The organism is Providencia sp. UF-183 (assembly GCF_058246155.1).
Genome location: NZ_JBSICD010000025.1, coordinates 34,693 through 58,690, shown reverse-complemented (window position 1 = coordinate 58,690; position 23,998 = coordinate 34,693). Strand labels below are relative to the sequence as shown.

22 protein-coding genes are annotated in these 23,998 nt (G+C 41.4%); 5 read left to right on the top strand and 17 right to left on the bottom strand.

Going from position 1 to position 23,998, the window contains the following annotated elements:
- Window positions 1-41: 41 nt before the first annotated feature.
- The gene (pepE, locus tag AC4IFT_RS19170) at window positions 42-767 is read right to left on the bottom strand and encodes a dipeptidase PepE (protein WP_490752293.1); all 726 of its coding nucleotides are present in this window, start codon (window positions 765-767) and stop codon (window positions 42-44) included.
- 163 nt (window positions 768-930) lie between these two features.
- On the opposite strand from pepE, the gene rfaH reads away from it, so the two are divergent.
- On the top strand, window positions 931-1,428 hold the full coding sequence (gene rfaH / locus AC4IFT_RS19165) for a transcription/translation regulatory transformer protein RfaH (RefSeq protein ID WP_490752291.1): 498 nt from the start codon (window positions 931-933) through the stop codon (window positions 1,426-1,428).
- A gap of 77 nt (window positions 1,429-1,505) precedes the next feature.
- On the opposite strand, the gene tatC is transcribed toward rfaH, so the two are convergent.
- From tatC to udp, 10 genes are all read right to left on the bottom strand, one after another.
- A complete protein-coding gene (gene tatC / locus AC4IFT_RS19160) occupies window positions 1,506-2,276 on the bottom strand; it encodes a Sec-independent protein translocase subunit TatC (protein WP_219245601.1) in 771 nt (256 codons plus the stop codon).
- 3 nt (window positions 2,277-2,279) lie between these two features.
- Complete coding sequence (gene tatB, locus AC4IFT_RS19155; protein ID WP_490736793.1) at window positions 2,280-2,840, bottom strand: Sec-independent protein translocase protein TatB; 561 nt, start codon at window positions 2,838-2,840, stop codon at window positions 2,280-2,282.
- A gap of 3 nt (window positions 2,841-2,843) precedes the next feature.
- Window positions 2,844-3,125, bottom strand: a complete 282-nt coding sequence (gene tatA / locus AC4IFT_RS19150; RefSeq protein ID WP_219245599.1) for a twin-arginine translocase TatA/TatE family subunit — start codon at window positions 3,123-3,125, stop codon at window positions 2,844-2,846.
- A 113-nt stretch (window positions 3,126-3,238) separates the two neighbouring features.
- Window positions 3,239-4,873, bottom strand: a complete 1,635-nt coding sequence (gene ubiB / locus AC4IFT_RS19145) for a ubiquinone biosynthesis regulatory protein kinase UbiB (RefSeq protein ID WP_490752289.1) — start codon at window positions 4,871-4,873, stop codon at window positions 3,239-3,241.
- Window positions 4,860-5,513, bottom strand: a complete 654-nt coding sequence (locus tag AC4IFT_RS19140; protein ID WP_490736789.1) for a ubiquinone biosynthesis accessory factor UbiJ — start codon at window positions 5,511-5,513, stop codon at window positions 4,860-4,862. Before AC4IFT_RS19140 ends, ubiB begins: the two co-directional genes overlap by 14 nt.
- Before the next feature lies 1 nt (window position 5,514).
- Window positions 5,515-6,270 (bottom strand): bifunctional demethylmenaquinone methyltransferase/2-methoxy-6-polyprenyl-1,4-benzoquinol methylase UbiE, encoded by a 756-nt coding sequence (gene ubiE / locus AC4IFT_RS19135; RefSeq protein ID WP_490736787.1) that lies wholly within the window; start codon window positions 6,268-6,270, stop codon window positions 5,515-5,517.
- Between the two features lie 74 nt (window positions 6,271-6,344).
- Entirely contained in the window at window positions 6,345-7,700 is a 1,356-nt protein-coding gene (rmuC, locus tag AC4IFT_RS19130) for a DNA recombination protein RmuC (RefSeq protein WP_490736785.1), read from the bottom strand.
- A 107-nt stretch (window positions 7,701-7,807) separates the two neighbouring features.
- Entirely contained in the window at window positions 7,808-8,338 is a 531-nt protein-coding gene (locus AC4IFT_RS19125) for a DedA family protein (RefSeq protein ID WP_353244240.1), read from the bottom strand.
- A 137-nt stretch (window positions 8,339-8,475) separates the two neighbouring features.
- Window positions 8,476-9,258, bottom strand: a complete 783-nt coding sequence (locus AC4IFT_RS19120; protein WP_490736783.1) for a tyrosine-protein phosphatase — start codon at window positions 9,256-9,258, stop codon at window positions 8,476-8,478.
- Window positions 9,259-9,533: 275 nt separating this feature from the next.
- Window positions 9,534-10,292 carry a uridine phosphorylase gene (gene udp / locus AC4IFT_RS19115; protein WP_353244238.1) on the bottom strand — a complete coding sequence of 253 codons (759 nt, stop codon included), beginning with the start codon at window positions 10,290-10,292 and terminating at the stop codon, window positions 9,534-9,536.
- Window positions 10,293-10,740: 448 nt separating this feature from the next.
- Between udp and AC4IFT_RS19110 the strand changes: the two genes are divergently transcribed.
- Entirely contained in the window at window positions 10,741-11,130 is a 390-nt protein-coding gene (locus AC4IFT_RS19110) for a YidB family protein (protein ID WP_490736781.1), read from the top strand.
- Window positions 11,131-11,192: 62 nt separating this feature from the next.
- Here the strand turns inward: AC4IFT_RS19110 and AC4IFT_RS19105 are convergent, their stop codons facing one another.
- Window positions 11,193-11,516, bottom strand: coding sequence for an ArsR/SmtB family transcription factor (locus tag AC4IFT_RS19105; RefSeq protein ID WP_490752287.1), 324 nt, complete (start codon window positions 11,514-11,516; stop codon window positions 11,193-11,195).
- A 266-nt stretch (window positions 11,517-11,782) separates the two neighbouring features.
- Between AC4IFT_RS19105 and AC4IFT_RS19100 the strand changes: the two genes are divergently transcribed.
- A complete protein-coding gene (locus tag AC4IFT_RS19100; protein ID WP_490752285.1) occupies window positions 11,783-12,937 on the top strand; it encodes an MFS transporter in 1,155 nt (384 codons plus the stop codon).
- A 42-nt stretch (window positions 12,938-12,979) separates the two neighbouring features.
- Here AC4IFT_RS19100 and metE read toward each other — a convergent pair whose 3' ends face one another.
- A complete protein-coding gene (metE, locus tag AC4IFT_RS19095; protein WP_490736775.1) occupies window positions 12,980-15,259 on the bottom strand; it encodes a 5-methyltetrahydropteroyltriglutamate--homocysteine S-methyltransferase in 2,280 nt (759 codons plus the stop codon).
- A gap of 108 nt (window positions 15,260-15,367) precedes the next feature.
- Between metE and metR the strand changes: the two genes are divergently transcribed.
- Complete coding sequence (gene metR, locus AC4IFT_RS19090) at window positions 15,368-16,324, top strand: HTH-type transcriptional regulator MetR (protein ID WP_353244235.1); 957 nt, start codon at window positions 15,368-15,370, stop codon at window positions 16,322-16,324.
- On the opposite strand, the gene AC4IFT_RS19085 is transcribed toward metR, so the two are convergent.
- From AC4IFT_RS19085 to AC4IFT_RS19075, 3 genes are all read right to left on the bottom strand, one after another.
- Window positions 16,209-17,108, bottom strand: coding sequence for a carboxylate/amino acid/amine transporter (locus AC4IFT_RS19085; RefSeq protein WP_490752283.1), 900 nt, complete (start codon window positions 17,106-17,108; stop codon window positions 16,209-16,211). The two genes, metR and AC4IFT_RS19085, sit on opposite strands and share 116 nt — an antisense overlap.
- Window positions 17,109-17,165: 57 nt before the next feature.
- On the bottom strand, window positions 17,166-18,815 hold the full coding sequence (locus AC4IFT_RS19080) for a Na+/H+ antiporter (RefSeq protein WP_490736769.1): 1,650 nt from the start codon (window positions 18,813-18,815) through the stop codon (window positions 17,166-17,168).
- A gap of 257 nt (window positions 18,816-19,072) precedes the next feature.
- The gene (locus AC4IFT_RS19075) at window positions 19,073-20,419 is read right to left on the bottom strand and encodes an NCS2 family permease (protein WP_490736767.1); all 1,347 of its coding nucleotides are present in this window, start codon (window positions 20,417-20,419) and stop codon (window positions 19,073-19,075) included.
- A 638-nt stretch (window positions 20,420-21,057) separates the two neighbouring features.
- Here AC4IFT_RS19075 and AC4IFT_RS19070 point away from each other — a divergent pair.
- Window positions 21,058-22,743 (top strand): ArnT family glycosyltransferase, encoded by a 1,686-nt coding sequence (locus AC4IFT_RS19070; protein WP_490752303.1) that lies wholly within the window; start codon window positions 21,058-21,060, stop codon window positions 22,741-22,743.
- 32 nt (window positions 22,744-22,775) lie between these two features.
- Here the strand turns inward: AC4IFT_RS19070 and AC4IFT_RS19065 are convergent, their stop codons facing one another.
- A complete protein-coding gene (locus AC4IFT_RS19065) occupies window positions 22,776-23,972 on the bottom strand; it encodes an MFS transporter (protein WP_490736765.1) in 1,197 nt (398 codons plus the stop codon).
- Window positions 23,973-23,998: the final 26 nt, after the last annotated feature.

The window sequence follows — 23,998 nt, the reverse complement described above, 5'->3', positions numbered from 1 at the left end:
ATTACTTAAAAATCAATCTTTTTCTGGTTTAGTATACCATTTTACTGGCAATCAAAAGGGACTAACTTTTCTAATAATAATGTATCGTATTGTTCAGGGAATGTTTTGTTGTGCTGAAATAATTTAAAGCCTTCATTTTTTCCACTGAAGTAATGAAGTTCGTTACCTTTAATTTGTAAGCCACTGCCTTCTCTAAGTGCAACAACCACTTCGTGAGGATTAATCACACAAAATTCTTGTAATCTTTCGTCACGGGTTTCCCCCATATGCCCAGAGATATGCGCATCAATATAATGAGGGTTAATTTGTAATGGAAATAGCCCCAGTGATGGCATGATCGCTGCATTACTCACTGGCATATCATTTGTTGTACGAATACTTGGAGTTGCCACATTACAACCCGCACTCCAACCAATATATGGCACGCCTCGTTCTCTAACAGCGCGTTGAATTGCAACAATTAAACCATTTTCATGTAAGCACTTGTTTAACCACCACGTATTACCACCGCTAACAAGAATGCACTCTGCTTGTTCAATGGCCTCTACTGGGCTAGAAAAGTGCTCTATTGTTGTCACCTTTATGCCTAGCGCTTCTGAGAGTTGTTCTGCACGCTCATCATGAGAGCCCCGTAAAACAGCATACGGGACAAGAACGGCCGATTTAATATTTTTACGAGCAAGTGTTTCTTGAATACGAGGTAAAGCATAGCTTAGCCAAACAGGGTTTCCTGGCAACTTACCATTGCTCAACAAAAAGATATCCATTGTGTCTCCTACATACTTAGGTTCTAAATTACAATTATACACACCGCAGCTTAATGACTTTAGACTACAAGTATGAATAATATTGTGCAGAGGTTCATTAGTCACATTGTTCTGTTGTAATTTGTTATCATAAACATATTATTGTCATGTGAGATTCAAAAAAATGGAAAAATGGTATCTGGTTTATTGCAAACGAGGCCAAATTGAACGTGCTATTGAGCATTTAAATAGGCAAAGTGTGATTTGCATGACACCCATGACTGAGATGGAAAAAATTGTTAAGGGCAAAAGAATAACCGTGCAGGAAGCATTATTCCCTAACTATCTGTTTGTGAAGTTTGATCATAACGAAATTCATACCACAACGATTCAGTCTACTCGTGGTGTTAGTCATTTCATTCGTTTTGGTCAATTACCAACTGAAGTACCAGAAGAAGTTATTGAATTATTGCAGCAAGCACCTATTGGCCATGTTGCCGCACCAGATCTCCCAAAATCAGGTGATATAGTCACAATTACTGAAGGTATTTTTGCAGGGGTTCAAGCAATTTTTGATGAACCTAATGGAGAGTATCGTTCAATTCTGCTGTTGAATATTCTCAACAAAAGCGTTCCAAAAGTGGTTGAAAATACGCAATTCAAGAAATCATCAGAGCTGTAGTTCGAGACAATAAAAAGCCCATATATAATGGGCTTTTTATTGTCAGTAAAATCAGAACCTCAATACTTTTATTAAGCTTAAGACTCTTCTTTTTCTTCGTCCTCTTCGCCTTCTTCCTGTCGTTTCCTTCCTTTACCTACATAGAAATTAGACAGTAAAACACCTAACTCAAAGAGTAAGTACATCGGAACCGCGAGTAGCGTTTGAGATAAAACATCTGGAGGCGTTAAGAACATCCCGACGATAAATGCCCCTACAAGAATATATGGGCGCTTACGTTTAAGTGACTCAGGAGTCGTGACCCCAGTCCAACACAGTAAAATAATGGCGATAGGTACTTCAAAAGCAGCACCAAAAGCCATAAATAAGGTCATAACGAAGCTGAGATACTTACTGATGTCAGGAATAAAGTTAACGCTATCTGGCGTTGTTTTAACAAAGAAGCCAAATGCTAATGGGAAGACGACAAAATAAGCAAATGCCATTCCAAGATAAAACAAGAAGCTACTTGAAACCAGCAGAGGTAACATCAACTTACGCTCGTGCTTATATAGTGCAGGTGCAATAAATGCCCAGATTTGATAAAGAATAACAGGAATCGATACAAAAACCGAAACCATCATTGTTAATTTAATCGGGGTAAAAAATGTTGATGCCACATCAGTCGCACTCATTTGCGAACCCACAGGCAGCTTATCAATCAAAGGGGCCGCAACGAGCCGATAAATATCATTTGAAAAATAAGCGAGTGCTGCAAAGACAATTAAAACTGTAATTAAACAGTTTAATAGCCGTTTGCGAAGTTCAATGAGGTGGCTAATAAGTGGTTGTGTATCATTTACAGCCATGTGTTATTTTTCACTTTCGGTTTGATTGGAGTTTTTTGCTTTAGTATCTTGCGGATCTGTTGTTTCTAAAACGACTGGCTCTTCAGTTTTTGCTGATTCCTCAGTTTTTACTTCCTCAACAACAGCAGCCATTTTAGCCGCATATTCTGGATCTGGATCCGATTCCTGCGCCTGTTCAGGGCTGTTTTTCGCATCTTTGACAGCTGTATCATAGCTATCAGTGATTTCTTTAGCTTTGTTTAACTCTGTTTCAATATCATTTGTTGTTGCTTGATAACCGCTTTTTAACGACTGAGCCGCTGTGCGCAGTTCTTCCATAGACTGCTTTAGTTCCGGTGAAAGCGCTTCTAAATTAGCTTTCTCCTCAACCTTTTTCAGCGTCTCTTGCAGTTCCTGCAATTTCAGCTCTTGCGATAACTCATTTTGTACATTAGCAGCCATCGAGCGCATGGCACGGATCCACCCAGCGACAGTTCTCACTGCCACAGGTAAGCGCTCGGGGCCTAAAACAACAAGACCAATTACAGCAACAAGCAACAGTTCACTAAAACCTATGTCAAACACGGTTTAACCCTGCTCTTTGTTTTTGCTCTCAACTGGGCTTTCTTTTTTCTCAGCAGCCTGTTGTTCAGTAATATTTTTGGTAGCAAAATCAGCATCTTGCTTTTCTTGTTCTGCTTTCGCTTTTTCGTCATCGCTCATCGCTTTTTTAAAGCCTTTGAGTGATTCACCTAAATCAGAACCTAAAGAACGTAATTTTTTGGTGCCGAAAATTAAAATAATAAGCAAAGCAATAATAATTAGTTGCCAAGGACTACCAAAAGCAGCCATTGCAATAGTTGATTCCATTGTTAATACCTCTATAGTTTTGGGATCAAGTGTTATTAGGTCTATTATATACAACCAACACAAAATACGGAAATGTTCACAGCCTCATAAACTTGTCGCAAAACAAAGTTTACTTAATTTTCGCCTGCTTTACACCAACCAAACAACCAAGATAAAGCGCCCGCAGCCATAAATACTGCAGAAAGGCGTGTTAAATCAGAAATAAAGAATAAACTACCACAAAGGATAAATGTAGCCCCTATTCCTAATAGATATTGCGACTTGCGTTGTTTGCTTCGCTGATCTTTCAATTGCTGTGCTAGTTGTTCAATATTTGACTGCAAGTATTTGTGTTGTTTCAACGCACCATAAATTAAATCGGGTAGCTCAGGCATTTTTTCTGCCCAATAAGGTGCTTTTTCTTTTAGTGCCTGTGTAATTGCAGGTAAGCCAACTTGGCTATGCACCCAATCCTCTAAAAATGGTTTTGCTGTTTTCCATAAATCCAGTTGAGGATAGAGCTGCCGGCCTAGGCCTTCTACATACAGTAGTGTTTTTTGCAATAGTACTAACTGAGGCTGTACTTCCATATTAAAACGGCGTGCTGTGTTAAATAAATTCAGTAGTACATGACCAAAAGAAATTTCTGCCAGTGGTTTTTCAAAGATAGGCTCACACACAGTTCGAATGGCAAATTCAAAATCTTCCACATTCGTATCTTGTGGAACCCAACCAGAATCCACATGAAGCTCAGCGACTTTACGATAATCTCGATTGAAAAATGCGATAAAGTTTTCAGCCAAATAACGCTTGTCTTCTTTATTTAATGAACCGACGATGCCGCAGTCAATACCGATGTACAGCGGATCTTCAGGGTGTTCATAACTAACAAAAATATTCCCCGGGTGCATATCCGCATGGAAGAAGCTGTCGCGAAATACTTGAGTGAAGAAGACTTTAACGCCACGCTCAGCTAACAGTTTCATATTAGTTCCCTGCGCTTTTAGTGCAGTAATATCTGAAACTGGGATCCCATAAATACGTTCCATTACCATGACGTTTTCACGGCAATAATCAGGGTAGACTTCTGGGATATACAGCATAGAGCTATTTTCAAAGTTACGGCGCAGCTGAATAGCATTCGCCGATTCGCGTAAAAGATTCAGTTCATCAATCAATGTTTTTTCATATTCACGAACAACTTCTTTTGGTCGCAAACGACGCCCATCTGGTAGCAATGGTACCCAGTTCGCGATACGGTACATTAATTTAATGTCAGCTTTGATTATGGGTAGAATATCTGGGCGAATAACTTTGATAACAATGTCTTTGCCGTTTTCTTTTAATGTAGCCGTATGAACTTGAGCAATAGAGGCTGAGGCAAGTGATTGCTCATCAAAATCATCAAACCATTGCTCAAGCGGCCCACCTAAAGACTCTTCAATATAACCACGCGCTAATTTACCATCAAAACTAGCAACTTTGTCTTGTAATAGAGAAAGTTGGTCTGCGATTGCAGGAGGGAAGAGATCTCGACGCGTCGATAACATTTGCCCAAATTTGATCCAGACAGGACCTAATTCTTGCAATGCAAGGCGCAGCCTTTCACCTAAACTTTTGTCTTTATGTTTATTTCTGATCCAAAAAAAACCTAAGCGGCCAATTCGAAGCGGTAGCGTAAGTTTAATTTTGGGGATTAACTCATCTAATCCGTAAGAGAGAAAAACCCGAACAATGAAGTAAAGTCGTTTTAATTCACCGGGTGTCATTCTTCTCCTCCAGCTGGCTTAGGCGTTGTTCCAGCATACTCATCGCGCTATCAATTTGCTCAACTTCATCACTAAAGTGGGCAAGTTCGAGTTGGCTCGGTGCCATTTTCCACTCTTCAATCAGTGCGTCTTTTACATAAGTCTTTTGGCGCTTGACCAAATGAGATGCAAGGCAAACACCTTTATTCAGCAGCTTACTTAGCCCTTCAGCGGCAACATCACCAATATAAGGGGATAGATAATGAGCAGGGTTCCAAATCGCCAAATCTAACAAAGAGGACCAATGTTGGACAATCTGCATATCCCCTTCAATCACGATATCACCACGATTGATGAGTTGAGATAGCTGCTGCTTATCTTTAAGCTTCACTAACGTAAACAATGACGTTTTAATGGTGCAATCTGCCGCTTCAGTCCATTCACTCAGTACATCAACATGATTTTCAGCAAAAATCAGAGTCAGTGTTTTATTGAGCTCTTTTAGTTCAATGGACATCACTTTGCCTGCCAAACGCATTCTTGCAGGCTGCAACACTTTTTCTTTAAACAGCATATGATTAAGAGAGGTTTCCATCATTGCTGTTATTAAAGAATACAAAACAGTATGTTGAGTTTCGCTATGTGCTGATGGTGCTTCCATCTTAGAATTTAAATCCTTTATGCAATGCAACAATACCACCAGTCATATTGGTATAAGATACCTGTTCAAACCCTGCATTTTCCATCATCCCTTTCAAGGTTTCTTGATTAGGGTGCATGCGGATTGACTCAGCTAAATAGCGGTAGCTATCTGGGTCGTTGACGATAGCTTGACCAATACGCGGTAAAATATGGAAAGAATAAGCATCATAGGCTTTATTCAGTGGTTCAATGACAGGTTTTGAAAATTCTAATACCAACAAACGGCCACCTGGCTTTAACACACGGAACATTGAACGCAATGCTTTATCTTTATCCGTCACGTTACGCAGGCCAAAAGAAATGGTAATGCAATCAAAATAGTTGTCTGGGAATGGGAGTTCTTCCGCATTGGCCTGAACATAATTAACGTTACCGACAATGCCTAGGTCACGTAATTTTTCGCGTCCCATTTTTAGCATAGAATCGTTAATATCTGCCAGAACGACTTCCCCTTTTTCACCGACTAAACGTGAAAATTTCGCGGTTAAGTCACCGGTTCCACCAGCAAGGTCCAATACACGCTGATTACGGCGTACACCACTTGCTTCAATCGTGAAACGTTTCCAGATACGATGAATACCGAATGACATCAGGTCATTCATTAAGTCATATTTTGATGCTACAGAGTGAAATACATTCGCTACTAAGCCAGCTTTATCCTCTTTGCCGACAGTGCGGAAACCAAAATCGATGGTTTCTTTAGTTGGTTCAGTCATTTCTCTTATGCCTGCTTATAATTCAAACTTTGTAGGAAGTGTAACAGCCTTTGAGGTAAAACCCTATCAGAAGTCTACGATTCCGCACAATTAGGCGAATCCGACCGCTCAACAAGTTGAGGCTCAATAGGTTGTTTTATCTCTACCCCTAGCTCCTTAAAACTTTCCGCTTGGCTAATTAAATTGCCTCGCCCTTGAGCAAGACGTTTCATCGCCGAATGGTAAGTATTATTCGCTTTATCAAGGCTGGAGCCTAAAACTTGCATATCATCCACAAATAAACGCAGCTTGTCGTACATTTTTGCTGCTTTATCCGCAATTTCTTGGGCATTTTGCCCTTGCCGCTCATAGCGCCATATATTATTAATTGTTCGAACCGCCACTAGCAAGGTGGATGGGCAAACTAACATGATATTTTGCCTTATCCCCTCATCAAGTAACTCAGGTGCTTCTTTCAACGCTAGCAAATAGGCTGGTTCAATAGGAATAAACATTAAAACGTAATCTAACGAACGGATTCCCGGTAACTGATGATAATCCTTTCGGCTCAGCATTCGCATATGATTACGAATGGAAGCGACATGGTTTTTTAATGCTTGTTGTTGCTCATGTGGATCTTCACTATTGAAATAGTGCTCGTAAGACACCAAAGACATTTTCGCATCAACTACCACATCTTTGCCTTCTGGAAGATGGATAATGACATCAGGTTGATAGCGGCTATTATACCCCGTATTGATGCTAACTTGGGTTTCAAATTCACTGCCTTCGCGCAAACCAGAAACTTCTAAGATACGGGTTAGGATAGTTTCCCCCCAATTACCCTGTATTTTGTTATCCCCTTTTAGCGCACGCGTTAGGTTAACGGCCTCTTTGGTCATCTGATTGTTGAGTTGCTGCAACTGCCTAATTTCATAAGCTAGTGTATGCCTTTCTTTTGCTTCTTCACCAAAGCTTTGTTGAACTTGTTGGCGAAAGCCGTCTAATTGTTCACGAAATGGCGATAACATGGCTAATAAGCTTTTTTGCTGCTGTTCTGAGGCTCGACGTTCATTTTGCTCAAAAATACGATTCGCTAAGTTTTCAAACTGAGTCGTTAAGCGCTGCTCGCTGTTCTGTAAAATGCGCTGTTTTTCTTCATTAGCGAGTTGATTTTGCTCTAATCGAGTGATGACTTCACGTAATTCAGCCTCTTGCTCTCGATTAATATCACGTTGTGTACGAAGCTCTTGATCAAGCCTGTCATACTCCTCTTTCCACTGAGCAAGATGCACATTTTTTTCATCGCTGGCTGCAAGTTGACGGTAAGCCTGTTGCAGTTCTTGATCTTTATGCGTAATTTTTTGGGCAATAGAAAACCACGTCACTAAACCACCGACCAAAATGCCACTCAACGCACCAATAACAGCATATAAAAGAGAGGTATCCACGATTAAATCCTTACTTTACAAAATCTAGTGTAAGGTAATGGGATACTGTATAAGTGTCCAGAGGTAATTTCGTTTACAGCCGTTTATTTGCGAGCCGCTTCGCAAGCTTAGCCTATCCAGCTCGCAAACCATTTAAGGCCTAGCGCACCCGGCGCAAGGATGCCAAATGCCCAGATCATCGCAGAAGCAATGTTGGCAAGCTGGAAATGCCGTTGTGGCATCGCACAAATCCCTGCGACCAAAGGCACAACAGCTCTTAATGGCCCAAAAAAACGTCCAAAGAAAATTCCCCAAATACCCCAACGATCAAAAAACCGTTGCCCTTTATCAATCATCTGCGGGTTACGGGAAATTGGCCACATCTTGCGAACATTTTCTTTGTAATGGAAACCAAACCAATAAGAAAGCCAGTCACCAAAGAAGGCGCCTAATGCAGCGGCTAGCCAAATAGGCCAGAAGACGATATTACTCTCGCCAATTAAAGCCCCAAGCGCGAGCAAAATCACCGTTGCAGGTAAAAGGAGTGATAGAAAAGCGAGAGATTCACCAAATGCAAGAAAGAAAATAATTGGTAGCGCCCATACTTCATGTTCGCGAGTAAAGTCCGTCACAACGGTCACTATTTCATTGAGCGTCACAGCACATTCCTTTCATCAATGGTTTGATGTATTACAGTAGCGAAAAACTGATAAATCAAGATTAAACAAAACAATAAATTCAGCTTGGCTATGTGACAAAATCCTTAGTTACACAGCCTCAGCAAAATTAGTGCATATTATTCGAGGAAGTGTTGCTGTAATTCTTCACGCTGTTTTAAGCCTAGGCCAAAATCAGCTTCCAACCACTTATCCACATTACCATATTGTTTTTCAATACTTTTTAGAGCTGTTTGTAAGAACTCTTCACGAACTGAATACACATACTCAAACTTTTTCACCACACTTTCACTCATGGTTTTTGCGTGTTCTTCAAGTAGGTGCTTACGATAAGGCGCTAATGTTTCGTTAGTGAGTAAATAGTCTTCCATTACTGTGTCTAGGTCAGCACCTAACGCAAATAAAACCAGCGCCGAACCGACACCAGTACGGTCTTTCCCGACTGCACAGTGCTGAACAATCCCGCCTTTTTCTGGTTGTTGTAGCATACTCACCAGCTGATGGTATGCAGGGTTGTTCAGTGGTAATAATTCATACAAACGGAACATAAAGGCTTGTGGGTCAAACTGTTCTAATATCTCTGGCGTGAGTTTATCTAAGTTTGCGGTAACTTCTTTTGCTAATGGATTTGCTGGAGCATGGACATAATGCGCCCCTTGCCACACCACATCCGGCTTAGCAATAATTTCAACTTCATCGCGATAATCAATGATTTGAAAAAGATTTTGTGATTGTAAAACAGTTTCATCATCTTGCGTTAAGCGGTCTAATGCCCCAGAGCGAAACAGCACACCTGGCTTGATTTTATTGCCATTTGATAGCTTTTTCCCGCCTAAATCACGAAAGTTAATGCCACCTTTGAGTGGAAGGACGGAGGGGTGAAGATAAGGTGTTGTTGACATAATCATTCCTTTTGCCCACAGCACACGTTCAAGTTGCGAATAAAAAAGATGCAACCCAAACGATTAAAGGGCACATAATATTGATAATTGTTTTTATGACAATAACAGATCTAACGCATAAGAGGATCAGGATATTTTCTGGAAATTCATTACAAATTGTTAAAAATTTGACGGGGTTATATCTAGAGTGAATAACTTAGAAGCGAGACTAAGCCCGCCTATTGTCTTTCCACAACCGAGTGAATTTTTAAATAGGCGAGCCAGTAAATCATTGACTACGATAAGCGACGTGCTGCTTCAACAACAATACTTAGCACATTACCTTCTGTTTTCTTCAGTAATGTTTCATTTGGAATTTCTTGTTGTGTACGGTTAACAATAACTCCTGCAACCATGCCTGCACGTAGACCTTTACTGCTTGAGCACATGGTCAGTAACGTTGCTGATTCCATTTCATAGTTCATGACGCCCATATCTTGCCACTCTTTCATTGAGCCTCTGAAATGGCGCATAACACGGCCAGTATAGGTATCATAGCGCTCTTGACCTGGGTAGAAGGTATCTGAAGATGCTGTCACACCCACATGAACCGTTGCACCCGCATCTTTTGCCGCAGCAAATAATGCATTAGTACAGTCAAAATCAGCCACAGCTGGGTATTCAAGTGGTGCAAAGTGCTGGCTCGCACCATCTAAACGTACTGCACCTGTAGTGACTAATACATCACCCACATTAATATCTTCTTGGATTGCACCTGTTGTACCAATACGTAGGAAAGTACGGATCCCTAATTGTGCTAACTCTTCAACTGCAATAGAGGTAGATGGACCACCAATACCCGTTGAGCAAATAATGACGGCTTTACCGTCGAGCTCACCACGCCAAGAGGTATATTCACGCAATGACGCAAGATGCACAGGGTTATCCATCAGACGTGCAATTTTTTCAACACGGTTAGGATCCCCAGGAACAATCGCTACGGTTGCACCCTGTAAGTCACTTTTCTTTAAACCTAAGTGGAAAACGTCAGACATATCAAACTCCTTTACACAATGGCATCATTGAATTAATTAGCTGCTATTAATATAGCGATAAGCACAGGTCAATTTAGTGATGAGTATCTCTTTTAATGAAAACATCATCATTTTATTTTCAATAAAACGTGATTTTGATCACACTAAATACACCTTACAGCCAAACTCGGGCTAAGATGCAATCAGTATAGATGAATGTAGGCGATTATCGAAAATGTATTAAAGAGAACTTAATCTGCCCTCTTACTGATAAGTTACCTGATAATTTTGGACTAATAGCTTCCATTCAAAACATTTAAATTATGTTTTTATACATTTAGTTATCGACAATGCCTCATTTTCATTGACCTGAAAAATAAATTGATCAAAATAGCGACCTACAATTTTTCGAATAATGCTCCATACTATGAATGAGAGCATCAATTGGTATGTTACCTAGGAGTCAAAAATGGGGCTATTAGATCAAATGTTAGGCATGGTTGCAGGCGATAAAATGCAACAGTTTCAATCCGTTATTAAGTGGATTGAAAACCAAGGTGGTCTGTCTGGTGTCGTTGATAAATTTAACGAGCAAGGCTTAGGTGGCATTATTACTTCGTGGATTAGCGAAGGGGCAAATTTACCGATTGATGGAAGCCAATTAATGCAAATTTTTGGTAACGTTAATATTCAAGAGCTCGCGCAATCAGTGGGTTTAGATACACAATCAACGTCAGATTTAGTTGCTAAATATCTCCCTCAACTGGTTGATAGTGCAACACCAAATGGTGAACTTCCAGAGAGCCTTGACCTTGCTTCTATTGGCATGAATCTGTTGAAGTCAAAATTATTTGGTTAATTCAATAGCCAAATACACAGTAAAAGGTAGGTAACTCTACCTTTTATTTCATTGTGATCTGGTTACAATTCTTGAATAAGTTCGGAAAATGCATTTAATGCTAACTCATTTCTCTTGAAATAGGTGTATTTACCTATTCTTGTCGGTATTAAAAAGCCTGCCTGTCCTAATATTTTGAGGTGTGATGACGCCGTCGGCTTCGAAATCAATAATTTTTCAGCAATGTACAACCCGCACACACCTTCATTTTGATCCCATTGCTCATCAGAAAAATACAATGAAGGTTCCTTCAGTAACGCAAGGATTTGAAGACGTTTATCATTAGCGAGTGCCGTTGATTTGATCAGCACGGATTCTAAATGTGGTGTATTTTCGACCTGTTTCATCATGGAACCTATTCATCTCTCTAAATAAGCAGTTGATTGCTCATCACTTCAATACCAATTAATAAAAATCAATAATTTTCTAAAATATGAATTAGTTACTTTAATTCAAACCTTTTCCATTCGCCAGAGGCTTGACTCGTTAATACAATTAGCTAATAATCTAATTGTTATCGATAACACGTTCAAGTGCCCTTTTTATCACTCAAAAAAACAGAGGTTAATTCAAGGTGCATCTTGGTATTATCAATTTGATTATTCAGTCTATTATGAAAATATATTTACTTGCAGCAATCAGTTTTTTGGTCGGAACCGCAGAATATATAATTGCGGGAATTTTAGACCAAATTTCTGTGGATTTACATTTATCCGTTTCAATGGTCGGGCAAATGATCACCATTTTTTCTATTGCTTTTGCCGTTGGTACACCTGCGATTATTGCAATTACAGGTAAATGGGATAGAAAGCAGCTACTTATCATCGCATTAATTATCTTTGCATTAGCCAATGTTGTTACTTTATGGATGGAAAGCTTTTTGGCAATCAACATTGCACGCGCTATTTCAGGCGTCAGTGCAGGTGTCATTGAAGTCATCGCATTAGTTATTGCCGCCAAGTTAGCTGCACCAGAGAAAAAAGGCAGTGCGATAGCTATGATTATCATTGGCTTTAGCATGGCATTAGTGGTTGGTGTTCCACTCGGTCGCTTAATTTCTAGCGTTGTTAATTGGCGCTTTATTTTCCTTGGCATTGGTGTCTTAGCTATTTTGTTTTTGCTAGCAATTCTGTATGCCATCCCCGCAGTTCATGGTGACAAACCCGTTCCACTTACCCAGCAGTTTGCGGTTTTAAAAAACAAAAACATTGCGATTTTATTTGCAATCACTTTCTTGTGGATTAGCGCATTTTCCATTATTTACTCTTACATTTCACCCTACTTGCTGATGGTTTCCCATGTTAATGCTGATGAGATTAGCCAAATATTGCTGGTATGCGGCTTAGCCAGTTTAATTGGCTCCAAGATGGGGGGATGGGCAACCGATAAATTTAGTTATAGTACTGCGATTATTGGTGGATTTTTACTTCATGCGGGTGCATTGATTTTCTTAGCTTTACTTGGCTTTAGTATTAGTACGATTTACCTACTCCTGTTTGTCTGGTCAATGGCGGCGTGGTCTTCTGGACCTGCATTACAATATAAATTAATCAGTTTAGCCCCTGAATCAACAAATATTATTTTTAGCTTGTACACCGCATTTATTCAGTTTGGCATGGCATTTGGTGCAATTGCTGGAGGTCTTGTCATTGACCTTAATGCAATTCATATTTTACCTATTTTGGCAGCAGTAAACGTTTTAATCTCGCTCTCATTACTGTTTTTTGTGATGAAAATGAAAGATAGAAAACAATTAGTTGCCAACTAACTAAAAGATAAAAGGTAGGAAGCCCTACCTTTTATCATTAACTTAAGATGTATGCTCATTTCTTAGCAATTTCGCAGCTTCAACCATGTTGGCTAAAGCTTGGCGAGTTTCCGTCCAACCACGGGTTTTTAATCCACAATCTGGGTTGACCCATAAACGCTCAACAGGAACACGTTTTGCCGCTTTTCGGAGCAGTGCAACAATCCACTCTACGTTAGGTACATTTGGCGAGTGAATGTCGTACACACCCGGCCCAATTTCATTTGGATAGTCAAAATCTTCAAATGCATCCAATAAATCCATATCTGAGCGTGAGGTTTCAATGGTAATCACGTCTGCATCTAGCGCGGCAATCGAATCCATGATGTCATTGAACTCGCAATAACACATATGCGTATGAATTTGCGTGTCATCTTCAGCAATCGCGGCGCTCAGTTTAAAAGCATCGACAGCCCATGTTAAGTATGCCGCCCACTCATTCCTACGCAGTGGTAAGCCTTCACGTAACGCAGGTTCATCAATTTGAATGATACCAATACCCGCTTTTTGTAAATCATCCACCTCATCACGCAGCGCAAGTGCGATTTGTTTTGCGATGGTTTCACGGCTGACATCTTCACGTGGGAATGACCAGCACAAGATAGTGACAGGCCCCGTCAACATGCCTTTGACGGGTTTTTCCGTCAGTGATTGCGCATATTTGGCCCATTCAACGGTAATGGCCTCTGGGCGGCTAATATCGCCGATAATCACTGGAGGCTTCACACAACGTGAGCCATAGCTTTGTACCCAACCATTTTGTGTAAATACATAACCATCAAAATGTTCGCCGAAATACTCGACCATGTCGTTACGTTCAGCTTCGCCGTGTACCAGCACGTCGATGTCCAAAATTTCTTGTTCTTTAATCGCCTGTTTGATGTGCTCGCTAATATTTGTCCGGTAATTGTTTTTATCCACATTACCTTTTTTGAAATCTAACCGTAATGTTCTAATTTCACTGGTTTGAGGGAAAGAGCCGATCGTGGTCGTTGGCCATAACGGTAAGTTGAAACGCTCACGCTGAAGCTGCGCACGTTGAGGATATGGGCTAGTACGTTCTGCATCCCCCTCACGAATTGCCGCTAAACGTTGCGCGACGGTGGCATTATTCACTCGCGTTGATGTTTTGCGGGCACGGATTGGTGCGCTGTATGTTTCTAACGATGCGATGTTTGTCTCTGTGGGTTGATTGAGTGCTTTACTCAGTAGGGCAAGCTCTTCACATTTTTGCAATGCAAACGCAAACCAGCTTTTCACTTCCGCATCTAAACGCGTTTCATCATTCAAATCAATGGGGCTGTGCAACAGTGAACAAGAGGTTCCCACCCACACTGAGCGCTGGCCTAGCAGCGGTTTTACTTGGGCAAATTTTTCACCCAGATCCGCTTTCCAGACATTACGACCATTAATCACGCCTAGTGATAAAACCCAGTCAGCAGGCAGCGCTTGGTGCAGCTTTTTAATATCATCTGACCCCGCCACAACATCTACATGCAAGCCCTGCACAGGTAATTGTTTGATGATATCTAAATGATGACTAATGCCATCAAAATACGTGGTAAGTAGTAGTTTTACTTGACCAGATAGCGCTTGATAGGTTGATTGGTAAGCCTGTTGCCATTCAACGGGTAAATCCAGCACTAATGCAGGTTCGTCAATTTGCACCCAATCAATGCCTTTTTCAGCTAAACGCGCCAATATTTGTTGGTAAACTGGCAATAATTCATTTAGCAGAGATAAACGATCGAATGATTCACCTTTGACCTTTCCTAACCATAGGTAGGTGATTGGCCCTACAATAACTGGCTTAATTTTGTGCCCTAATGCAAGTGCCTCATCAACTTCATCAAACAATTGATTCCAAGATAGGGCGAATTTTTGCCCTTTTTGGAACTCAGGCACAATGTAGTGGTAGTTCGTGTTAAACCACTTTGTCATTTCACCTGCTGGTGCGGGAGTTCCTGTTGGCGCACGACCACGGGCAACTCTGAATAAGGTATCTAAATCAATAGAACCATCTTTATTTTGATGGCGTGGTGGCACATTGCCTAATAATAAACTGGTTGTCAGAATTTGGTCATACCAAGCAAAATCACCAACGGGTAACAGTTCAACACCCGCATTTTTTTGCTGTTCCCAATGACGAACACGCAACTCATGACCCACAGCTAAAAGCGCAGATTGGTCAATCTTGCCTGCCCAATAATCTTCTTGTGCTCGTTTTAGCTCTCTTTTCAGACCGACGCGTGGAAAACCAAGTGTATGATTTATAACAGACATATTGACCCCTTAAAATATTTAGCCGTCTAGATGTTTACACATCCATAATCAACAGGTACTGTATAAAGCACAAGCGCAAATATTTCATTGTCACCGTGAAGGTTTCTCATGATCGAATTAAAACATTTAAAAACATTGCAAGCGCTCAGCCAATACGGTTCATTAGCGGCAACAGCAACACACTTGCACCAAACACAATCGGCTCTGTCACATCAGTTTAGTGATTTAGAGCACCGGTTAGGCTTTCGCTTATTTGTGCGAAAAAGCCAGCCATTACGTTTTACGCCACAAGGGGAAGTGTTACTGCAATTGGCACAGCAAGTACTGCCATTGGTAAAAGATGCCATTCGTGTCTGTAATGAGCCGGGGGTTTGTGCGCTGCGTATTGCTATCGAATGCCACAGCTGCATCCAATGGCTAACACCTGCGTTGCAGCAGTTTAGGCAGACTTGGCCGCAAGTGAGTGTCGATTTCAAATCAGGTGTAACTTTCGACCCACAACCTGAATTGCTTTCAAGAGAGCTCGACCTTGTGATGACATCCGATATCCTGCCTGACCAAGGTATTCATTACACGCCAATGTTCGATTATGAAGTGAAACTGATTGTGGCAAGTGACCACCCGCTCGCGAAAAAACCGCAAATAGCGCCCCACGATTTAGCGGATGAAACCTTATTGCTCTACCCTGTGCAACGGGAACGCTTTGATGTTTGGCGTCATTTTCTGCAACCTGCGGGCGTTTCACCGAACGTAAAAAATGTAGATAATACGCTGATTCTAATTCAAATGGTCGCGGCCAAAATGGGTATCGCTGCATTACCCCATTGGGCAGTTGATTCCTTTGAAAAACAAGGATTGATTAAGACTAAAACGTTGGGAAGTGGGTTGTGGAGCCGACTGTACGCTGCATGCCGTGAAGGAGAACAGCGCCAGCCAGCTATTGAGGCATTTACTGAGACCGCGACGGATCACGCTGTGGAGAACCTTTCGTATGTGAAGCCCGCGAAAGTATCCAGCGCTTATGCACCCAAAGAGACGCAATTATTAGGCTCGATCCAATGGTAAAACTCAACCAATTAGGATGTTGCTGCCAAATGGCGAAATTCACTAATAAACCGGCTGGGACCATCATGTTATTCATGATAGCTAGGGTTCCAGCATCTACTTTTGTCGCCCCATAGTTCCACATAAAATAACCAATACCGGATGCAGCAACACCAAGCCACAGTAGCACTCCCCATTGGAGGTTTGTGGTTGGCATCATGGATTTATTACCAAACAGTAACCAGCCAATGAGTGCCACTAAGGTTGCGCCCAGATAGAACCACGAGAAAGCCTGATGTTGAGGAATGGGATGTACCTCCATCAAACGCTTATACCCTACCTGCCCGATAGCAAAAAAGATATTGGCTAATTGCACGAACAAAAGCCCTAGCCAGAACGATTCACTCAAATGGTCATAGCGGATAATTGCCGCCCCAATCACCGCCAACAAAGAGCTAAATAAATACCCTTTACGCAGTGGCTGACGCTCTAATAAATCATAAATTAGTGTGACATACAGTGGCGTTAATACTGTGAATAGCAAAAATTCCGCCACAGTTAGGTATTGATAGGCATGGAAAACAAATAGGTACATGATCCCAAGCTGGCAAGCGCCCACTAACATATAGAGTGAAATCACTTTAGCGCTAAATTGACGCCAACGTAGGAAAGGTAGGAATACCAGTGAAGCAAGGCCAACACGCACTAACACTGAAAACCAGCTGTCGACTTGGCCTGCTAAATATTCACCAATCAAACTAAAAGACGCTGCCCAAAGCAGCGTCGTGATAACGAGTAACCACATAATGCTGTATTCTGTCTCAAACTAAAGAATGTTGAGTAGAATACTCGGTTTTTCGTTTTAATGCTCTTTTTCGATCAGCACGGCTTCTAATAAATCCAAGTCGACCAATAAAGATTGCAGGGTTTCATTGCTGATTTTTTTCGTCGCACGTAAGTGATAAAGTTCACCACGTTCAGCACGCAATGCCGTCAGGCGAAAACGTCGTTCAAGGTCTTCAATTTGCAAATTATGTTCAATTTCATCTTGCCCCGCCGTACGGCGTCTCAAATAACCCGTTACACGAGAAGCGACTTCACTGATATCTTCTGAGTCGAGCTTTTCATCCACGTCCGCAGATAAACGCTCCTCCATTTTATTCAAACTGACAATCGCCACTTCAGCCATTTTAGCCTTCGCCATCCGAATTTCGCTGGCATCCGCTTCTTTGTCGCCCACTTTAAAGTTTCGCAGTAATAATGGCAGTGCTATCACCCCTGCAAAAATGGAAAACAAAATAACTCCCGCAGCGATAAACACAAGCTGATAGCGGGCAGGGAACGGTGACCCATCCGTTAAAAATAGCGGTATAGAGAGCACACCCGCTAAGGTAATTGCCCCGCGCACACCCGCAAATGACGCCAACCACAGTTCACGCACAGTATAATTCGCAAATTGCAGCGGTTTTTTCTTTAAGAACAAACGGCTAAACCTTTTCATCAGCCACAGCCAACAAAAACGCAGTAATAACAAGGCAAAATAAATCGCAGCAACCGCGGTAAATAACATCCATGTCTCAACACTTGGGTCGAGATCTGCTTGAATAACCGATGTTTCCCATATACCAGGCAACTGTAGCCCTAACATGATGAAAACTAAACCGTTAAATACAAACTCTAACATCGACCAAACGCTATCCGCCCGCAAACGCATCGCGAGAGGTGCATTGCGGATCACGCCAGATTTAGTGATTGTCATCCCTGCCGCAACGGCAGCTAAAATACCAGAAAAACCAATATGTTCAGCAATCATGTATGAGGCAAATGGCAGCAATAACATAAAGACAATTTGCGTCGCAGGGTCATCCCCACTCCAGCGGCTCATTAACCGTAAGGATTTACTGTACAACCACGTTACAATAATCCCTGCTAATAAGCCCCCTACAGCAACTTTGAAGAACTCAATAGTCACCCCTGAAGCGCTAAACACCATAGTTCCCATCGCAATAGCAACAGCAAATTTCAATGCCACCAGACCGGAAGCATCGTTCATCAATGCTTCACCTTCAAGGACACTCATCATGCGCTTCGGAATTCGCCCTTTTCCAACGATAGAAGACAACGCAACCGCATCTGTTGGCGAAAGTACCGCAGCAAGTGCAAAGGCAGGAATCAATGGAATGCTAGGTAGTAACCAGTGAATGAGGAACCCCATTCCCACAACAGTAACTAAGACCAAAACCAGTACGAGAATAAAAATTTCTCGGCCATTTTGGAAAAATTCGCGAGTGGGTGTTTTCCAACCATCAACAAACAGCAAAGGTGGGATCAATAGAACCATAAACAATTCAGGATCAAAGGTGACATGCAAGCCAAATTGCGGCCAAGCCAACAATGCACCAATCGCGATTTGAATAAGTGGAAGCGGAATACGGATAGGAAGAATTTTAGCGGCAACCCCTGAAACAGAGACGGCTAAAATCAAAATAAGAATAGTAAAGAAAATTTCCATGTTGCCCTTACTGATTAACCAGACGACCAGAACTCAAAATTGCCTGCCGCCGCATAGTAAGAGATAGCACCGTCCAGACCTCGATTATGACAATCAAGCGGCTACGAGTGGAAAACAGCACATCCACTTAATTCACCGCTCTATGTCTATTCTATCGCTAGCCACCGTTCTATGGGAAAAAAATTTATACATTGCGATTAATCAAAATAATGCGTTACAAGACGGTAACAACCCCCGCCTTGTAACTAGAATTAACTTTAGATTGCTAAGTCAGCAGCATAAAATGCCACCAAAAGGACCGCAATCACAACAGTTCCGATATTCAGTTTACGCCATTCACCTGCACAAATACGACCAATCACTAACGCGGCGAAGCCAAGCATAATACCCGTTACGATATTGCACGTCAGGACAATAAACACTGCACACAACAGGCCAGACATTGAATCAACAAAGTCATCAAAATCTAATTTTGAAACGTTGCTTAACATTAACAAACCAACGTACATCAGTGCAGGTGCTGTCGCATAAGCCGGTACGAGGTATGACAATGGAGATAAGAATAGGATTAACAAGAATAAAACACCGACAACAACGGCGGTTAAACCAGTACGACCACCTGCGGCGGTACCAGCAGCGGACTCAATATAAACCGCCGCGGGTGAAGCACCAATTGCACCTGCAAAAATGCTGCTTACAGAGTCAGCGGTTAATGCCTTTCCGCCGTCAATGATTTGCCCGTCTTTATCTAATAAGTTAGCTTGCCCAGCTACTGCGCGGATAGTGCCCGTCGCATCAAATACTGCCGTCATTACCAATGCCAATAAACTTGGTAATACCATTGGCTGTAATGCCCCCATGATATCCATGTTGAACACCAACGAAAGGCCATCATCACCCAGTGATGGTAATTTAAATAGGCCTTGATATTTCACCGAAGGGTCGAAAATCAAACCAATGATTGAAATCGCAATAATCACTAATAACACGCCACCTGGCACACGGCGTTTTTCCAATCCGAAAATAACAGCGAGACCCGCGAGTGACATTAAAACAGGGAAAGAGGTAAATTCACCTAACGCGACAGGTAAACCTGCATTTGGGTTTTTAATCACTAAACCGACACCATTTGCCGCGATCAGTAATAGAAACAGGCCAATACCAATTCCCGTCCCATGAGCAATCCCCATTGGCATGTTGCGTAAAATCCAGCTACGAATGCCTGTGACAGAAATAATCGTAAACAGACACCCCATTAGGAACACCGCACCTAACGCAACAGGAATACTAATTTGCTGACCTAAAACTAAGCTGAAAGCGGTAAAGGCGGTAAGTGAAATGGCACAACCAATGGCCATCGGCAAGTTTGCCCATAACCCCATGAGTAATGAACCAAAACCCGCCACTAAACACGTTGCAATAAACACGGCAGTAGGCGGGAAACCGGCCTGCCCCAACATACCAGGCACAACGATAACAGAATAAACCATCGCTAAGAATGTCGTTAACCCTGCGATGATTTCACGACGAACGGAAGAGCCGCGCGCGGTGATCTTAAAAAATGAATCCAATTTGCAGTTGGATGAAGCCTGTTGGCCTGACATGGTATACCTCTGCTGTTAATGGTAATCGAACATTTTAAAAGCCAGTAAGTTTGTATGCCCATCTTGCTGACTTATCACACATTCGCTGACGTAAACGATTACGTTTTTATAAAAACCAAATGAATTAAGGGAAAAAACCTCAATAAAAACAATTGCGCAATCGTTTGGCTTAAAAATAAGAGTAAGGCGTATTGTGAGGAGAGCAATTATCGTTCGAAAACGGGCAAATGATCAAGTGTTTTTAGTTTTTTGCATGCATCTCATTCCATTTTCAACCTAGAAAAATAGAATACCCGCCAAAGAAAAATTCAGTTTTGTGAATAATACCGATTTTTACTCACCTTTTATTAATAATAAAATAAGTGGAAATAACTAATTCAGTTTCATATAGACTTTGTTTAGATAGCACGATTATTTTCTTTGGTATAATCACCGAATATTTGCTTACAAAACGTTTAGCTAACTCATTATTATTTCATGGTAAAATAGTTTAAACATGCGTTATAAAATAATATTTTTTAACAAAGTAAATATATCCGTTACTCAGTAAATATTATTTTTAAATATATAAACTAAATTATTATTTACCATGGTTATTGTTTTATTTTTATCACAACGAATTAAAGTCTTAAATGAATATGTCAAATAAAAATACACCATCAATCACGTTGCAACAGGGTGTTTTGCTGCTTTTTATCTGTTTTCTTGCTCTATATTTACTCCCTGGTATTTATAGCCATAGCCCATGGAAACAAGATGAAAATTACAGTTTTGGTATTATTCAAACCATGTATGAAACAGGGCAGTGGCTCGTTCCAACCAACGCGGGCGAGCCCTTTATGGAAAAACCCCCGCTTTATTATTGGGTCGCGACCCTAACCTCCCATTTATTTTCAGGGGTTATGCCACTTTATGATGCGGCACGAACCGCCAGTTTGTTTTTCTCGGTGGTTAATTTTTCATTTTTTATTCTATTGGCTCGCCGCTTTTTTATTGCAAAAGACTTTACCGATACCCGTATTTGGATTGCATTTGCACTGTATGCTTGTGCGCCGGGGATCCTCCGCCATAGCCATGATATGTTTACTGACGTCGCCCTAATAGCAGGTGCAACAATCGGGCTTTATGGGTTATTAGGCTTGATCCAACAACAAAAAATGGGCATGTCTGCCATTTGGCTTTGCCTAGGCACCGTTGTAACGATGCTCTCAAAGGGCGTCTTTATTCCCGGTGTTCTGTGGATCTGTCTGTTATTAGCCCCTGTATTTTTAGCCCAATGCCGAACAAAACAATTTTGGCTCTACAGTTTTGCTGCTGGGTTGCTCGCCCTTCTTGCTATTCTCCCTTGGCCTATTTTACTTTACTTGCAACACCCTGATTTATTTATGGTATGGTTTTGGGAAAATAATATCGGGCGCTTTTTTGGGTTTTCTGTTGAAAAACTAGGTGCAAAAGCGAATTTAACACGTATTCCTGCGGCCGTTTCATTGTTTGCCCTTCCATCCGGTTTACTGGCTGTGGCTTACTTCTTACGCCACCCAATTCAACGCTTAACTAATTCCAACGCCTACTTACTGACGCTATTCCCACTCTTAGGTATCGTTTTTTTGCAAATCTCAGCATCCGGTCGGGCATTGTACCTTCTCCCTTTTATCGCACCGATGGCCATTATTGGCACCCCTGTGCTGTTAGCGATTCCTGAAAAAGTCTTAAATGGGCTTTCGCGTTTCTGTGCGGTATTTTGGTCATTAGTGGTCGTGTTTTTGTGGGTCAGTTATTTCATTGTACTAACAGGGCACCATCAAGAATACTTAACATTGTTTAGCCGCTGGCTTCCCATGAGCTACGAAATGCCCTTCTCCACTATCGCTTTCTTCTGCGGGGTATTTATTACACTTGTTTGGTTCTTGCGTAACCGGATCATCCCAAACCTTTCCCCTGCGTTTCAAATGATGAAAAACTGGGTGCTTGGTCTCTGCACTGTTTGGGGCGTGATCTTAACGTTATTTTTGGGTTGGATTGATTACACAAAAGGTTTCGAAGGGGTCTTTGTCGATTTAAAACAACATTTAGCAGGGCAATATACTGCTAATGATTGCATGGCTTCCGATAACATTGGCGAATCTGAAGCTCCAATGTTGTACTACTACACAAAAGTTTTGCATCAAAGGCAAGATAGGTTCGAAAAACCCGAACAGTGCCGCTGGCTAATCGTGTTATCAAAAGAGGTAAAACCAGCGCCACAAGGCATGAGATTATTTTGGCACAACCATAGGCCAGATGAATACCGTGAAAATTTAGTGGTTTATAAAGTCACAGAATAAATTGAAGCGGGTGCAAAAACACCCGCTAAAAACTAATATGTCGTTTGTTCAGTAACTTGGGCACTATATTTCTCACGGGTAAACCACAAGAAAATAGCGGCAGACAAAATCAGTAAAATAGGTAAGCCTGACGGCGAAATTGATGTCGCCACCCCTGCGAGCAGAGGCCCAGATAAGTTGCCAATCCCCCACAACATCGCTGCTGCTGCATTCGCAATAATCAGCTCATTCCCTTTAAAATATTGGCCAATTTGCACCAATGCAATGGTATAAATTGCACCTGCCGTTGCACCCAACACAAATAATAATACCCAAATTAAATAAGGCTGAGTGATGGTGAAAGGCAGTAAAATACTGGCAGCCAATGTCACAACACCACAAATTCGATAGAGTTTCTCTCGATTCATATGGTCGGCCAACCAGCCAAAAGGCAGTTGCATAATTGCATCACCCGCTAAAATCGCACTAATCATTAAGGCAGCTACCGCTTCCGTGTGCCCCATTCCCATTCCATAGATAGGGAACATGGACAAAATTGTGCCATCAAAAAAAGCGAAAAATAAAATTCCACCACAAATTCCCGGAGCAACTCTCACAAATTGAATAATGGAAAAATTTGATTTTTCTGCTGAGGCAGCAATACGATCACCCACTTTTTGATCCATTAAGATAAATAACACAACGGAAATAAGGTGGATCAGGGTACAAATAAGTAAAGGGGATTTATCTTCCACACCATAATAAGCAATAAAAGAAGGCCCGAGTAGCTGGCTCACAGTGAATACCGTGGTGTAAATCGCTAAAATTCGGCCCCGCTTATTTTCAGGTGATAACTCATTAATCCATGTTTCACCTAAACAAATCATGACACCACTTGCTAACCCTGTGATTAACCTTAAAGGAAATAATAACCAAAGAGGCAATGTGCTTAATAACGGCAATAAACTAATACCTGAAATAATAGTGGCAATTAACATTGCCTTGCGCTTGCCTGACCATTGCACAATGCGTTGTACAACAGGAGCTATTAGAAACATTCCTAAAGCTGGCGCCGCTGAAATAATGCCTATCGTGAGTTCGTTAACGCCATAATTGTTTAATCTCAATGCCACCATTGGAATACTTAGCCCAATGACGATACCGATAACGGCAATACTGGTAGTAATGGTAAAAATAGCAAATGAAGGGGAATGTCGAAAATTTTGCAAACACTGATTATCAGAGCTCATTTTGGTATTAATCTAAATCCTTAATT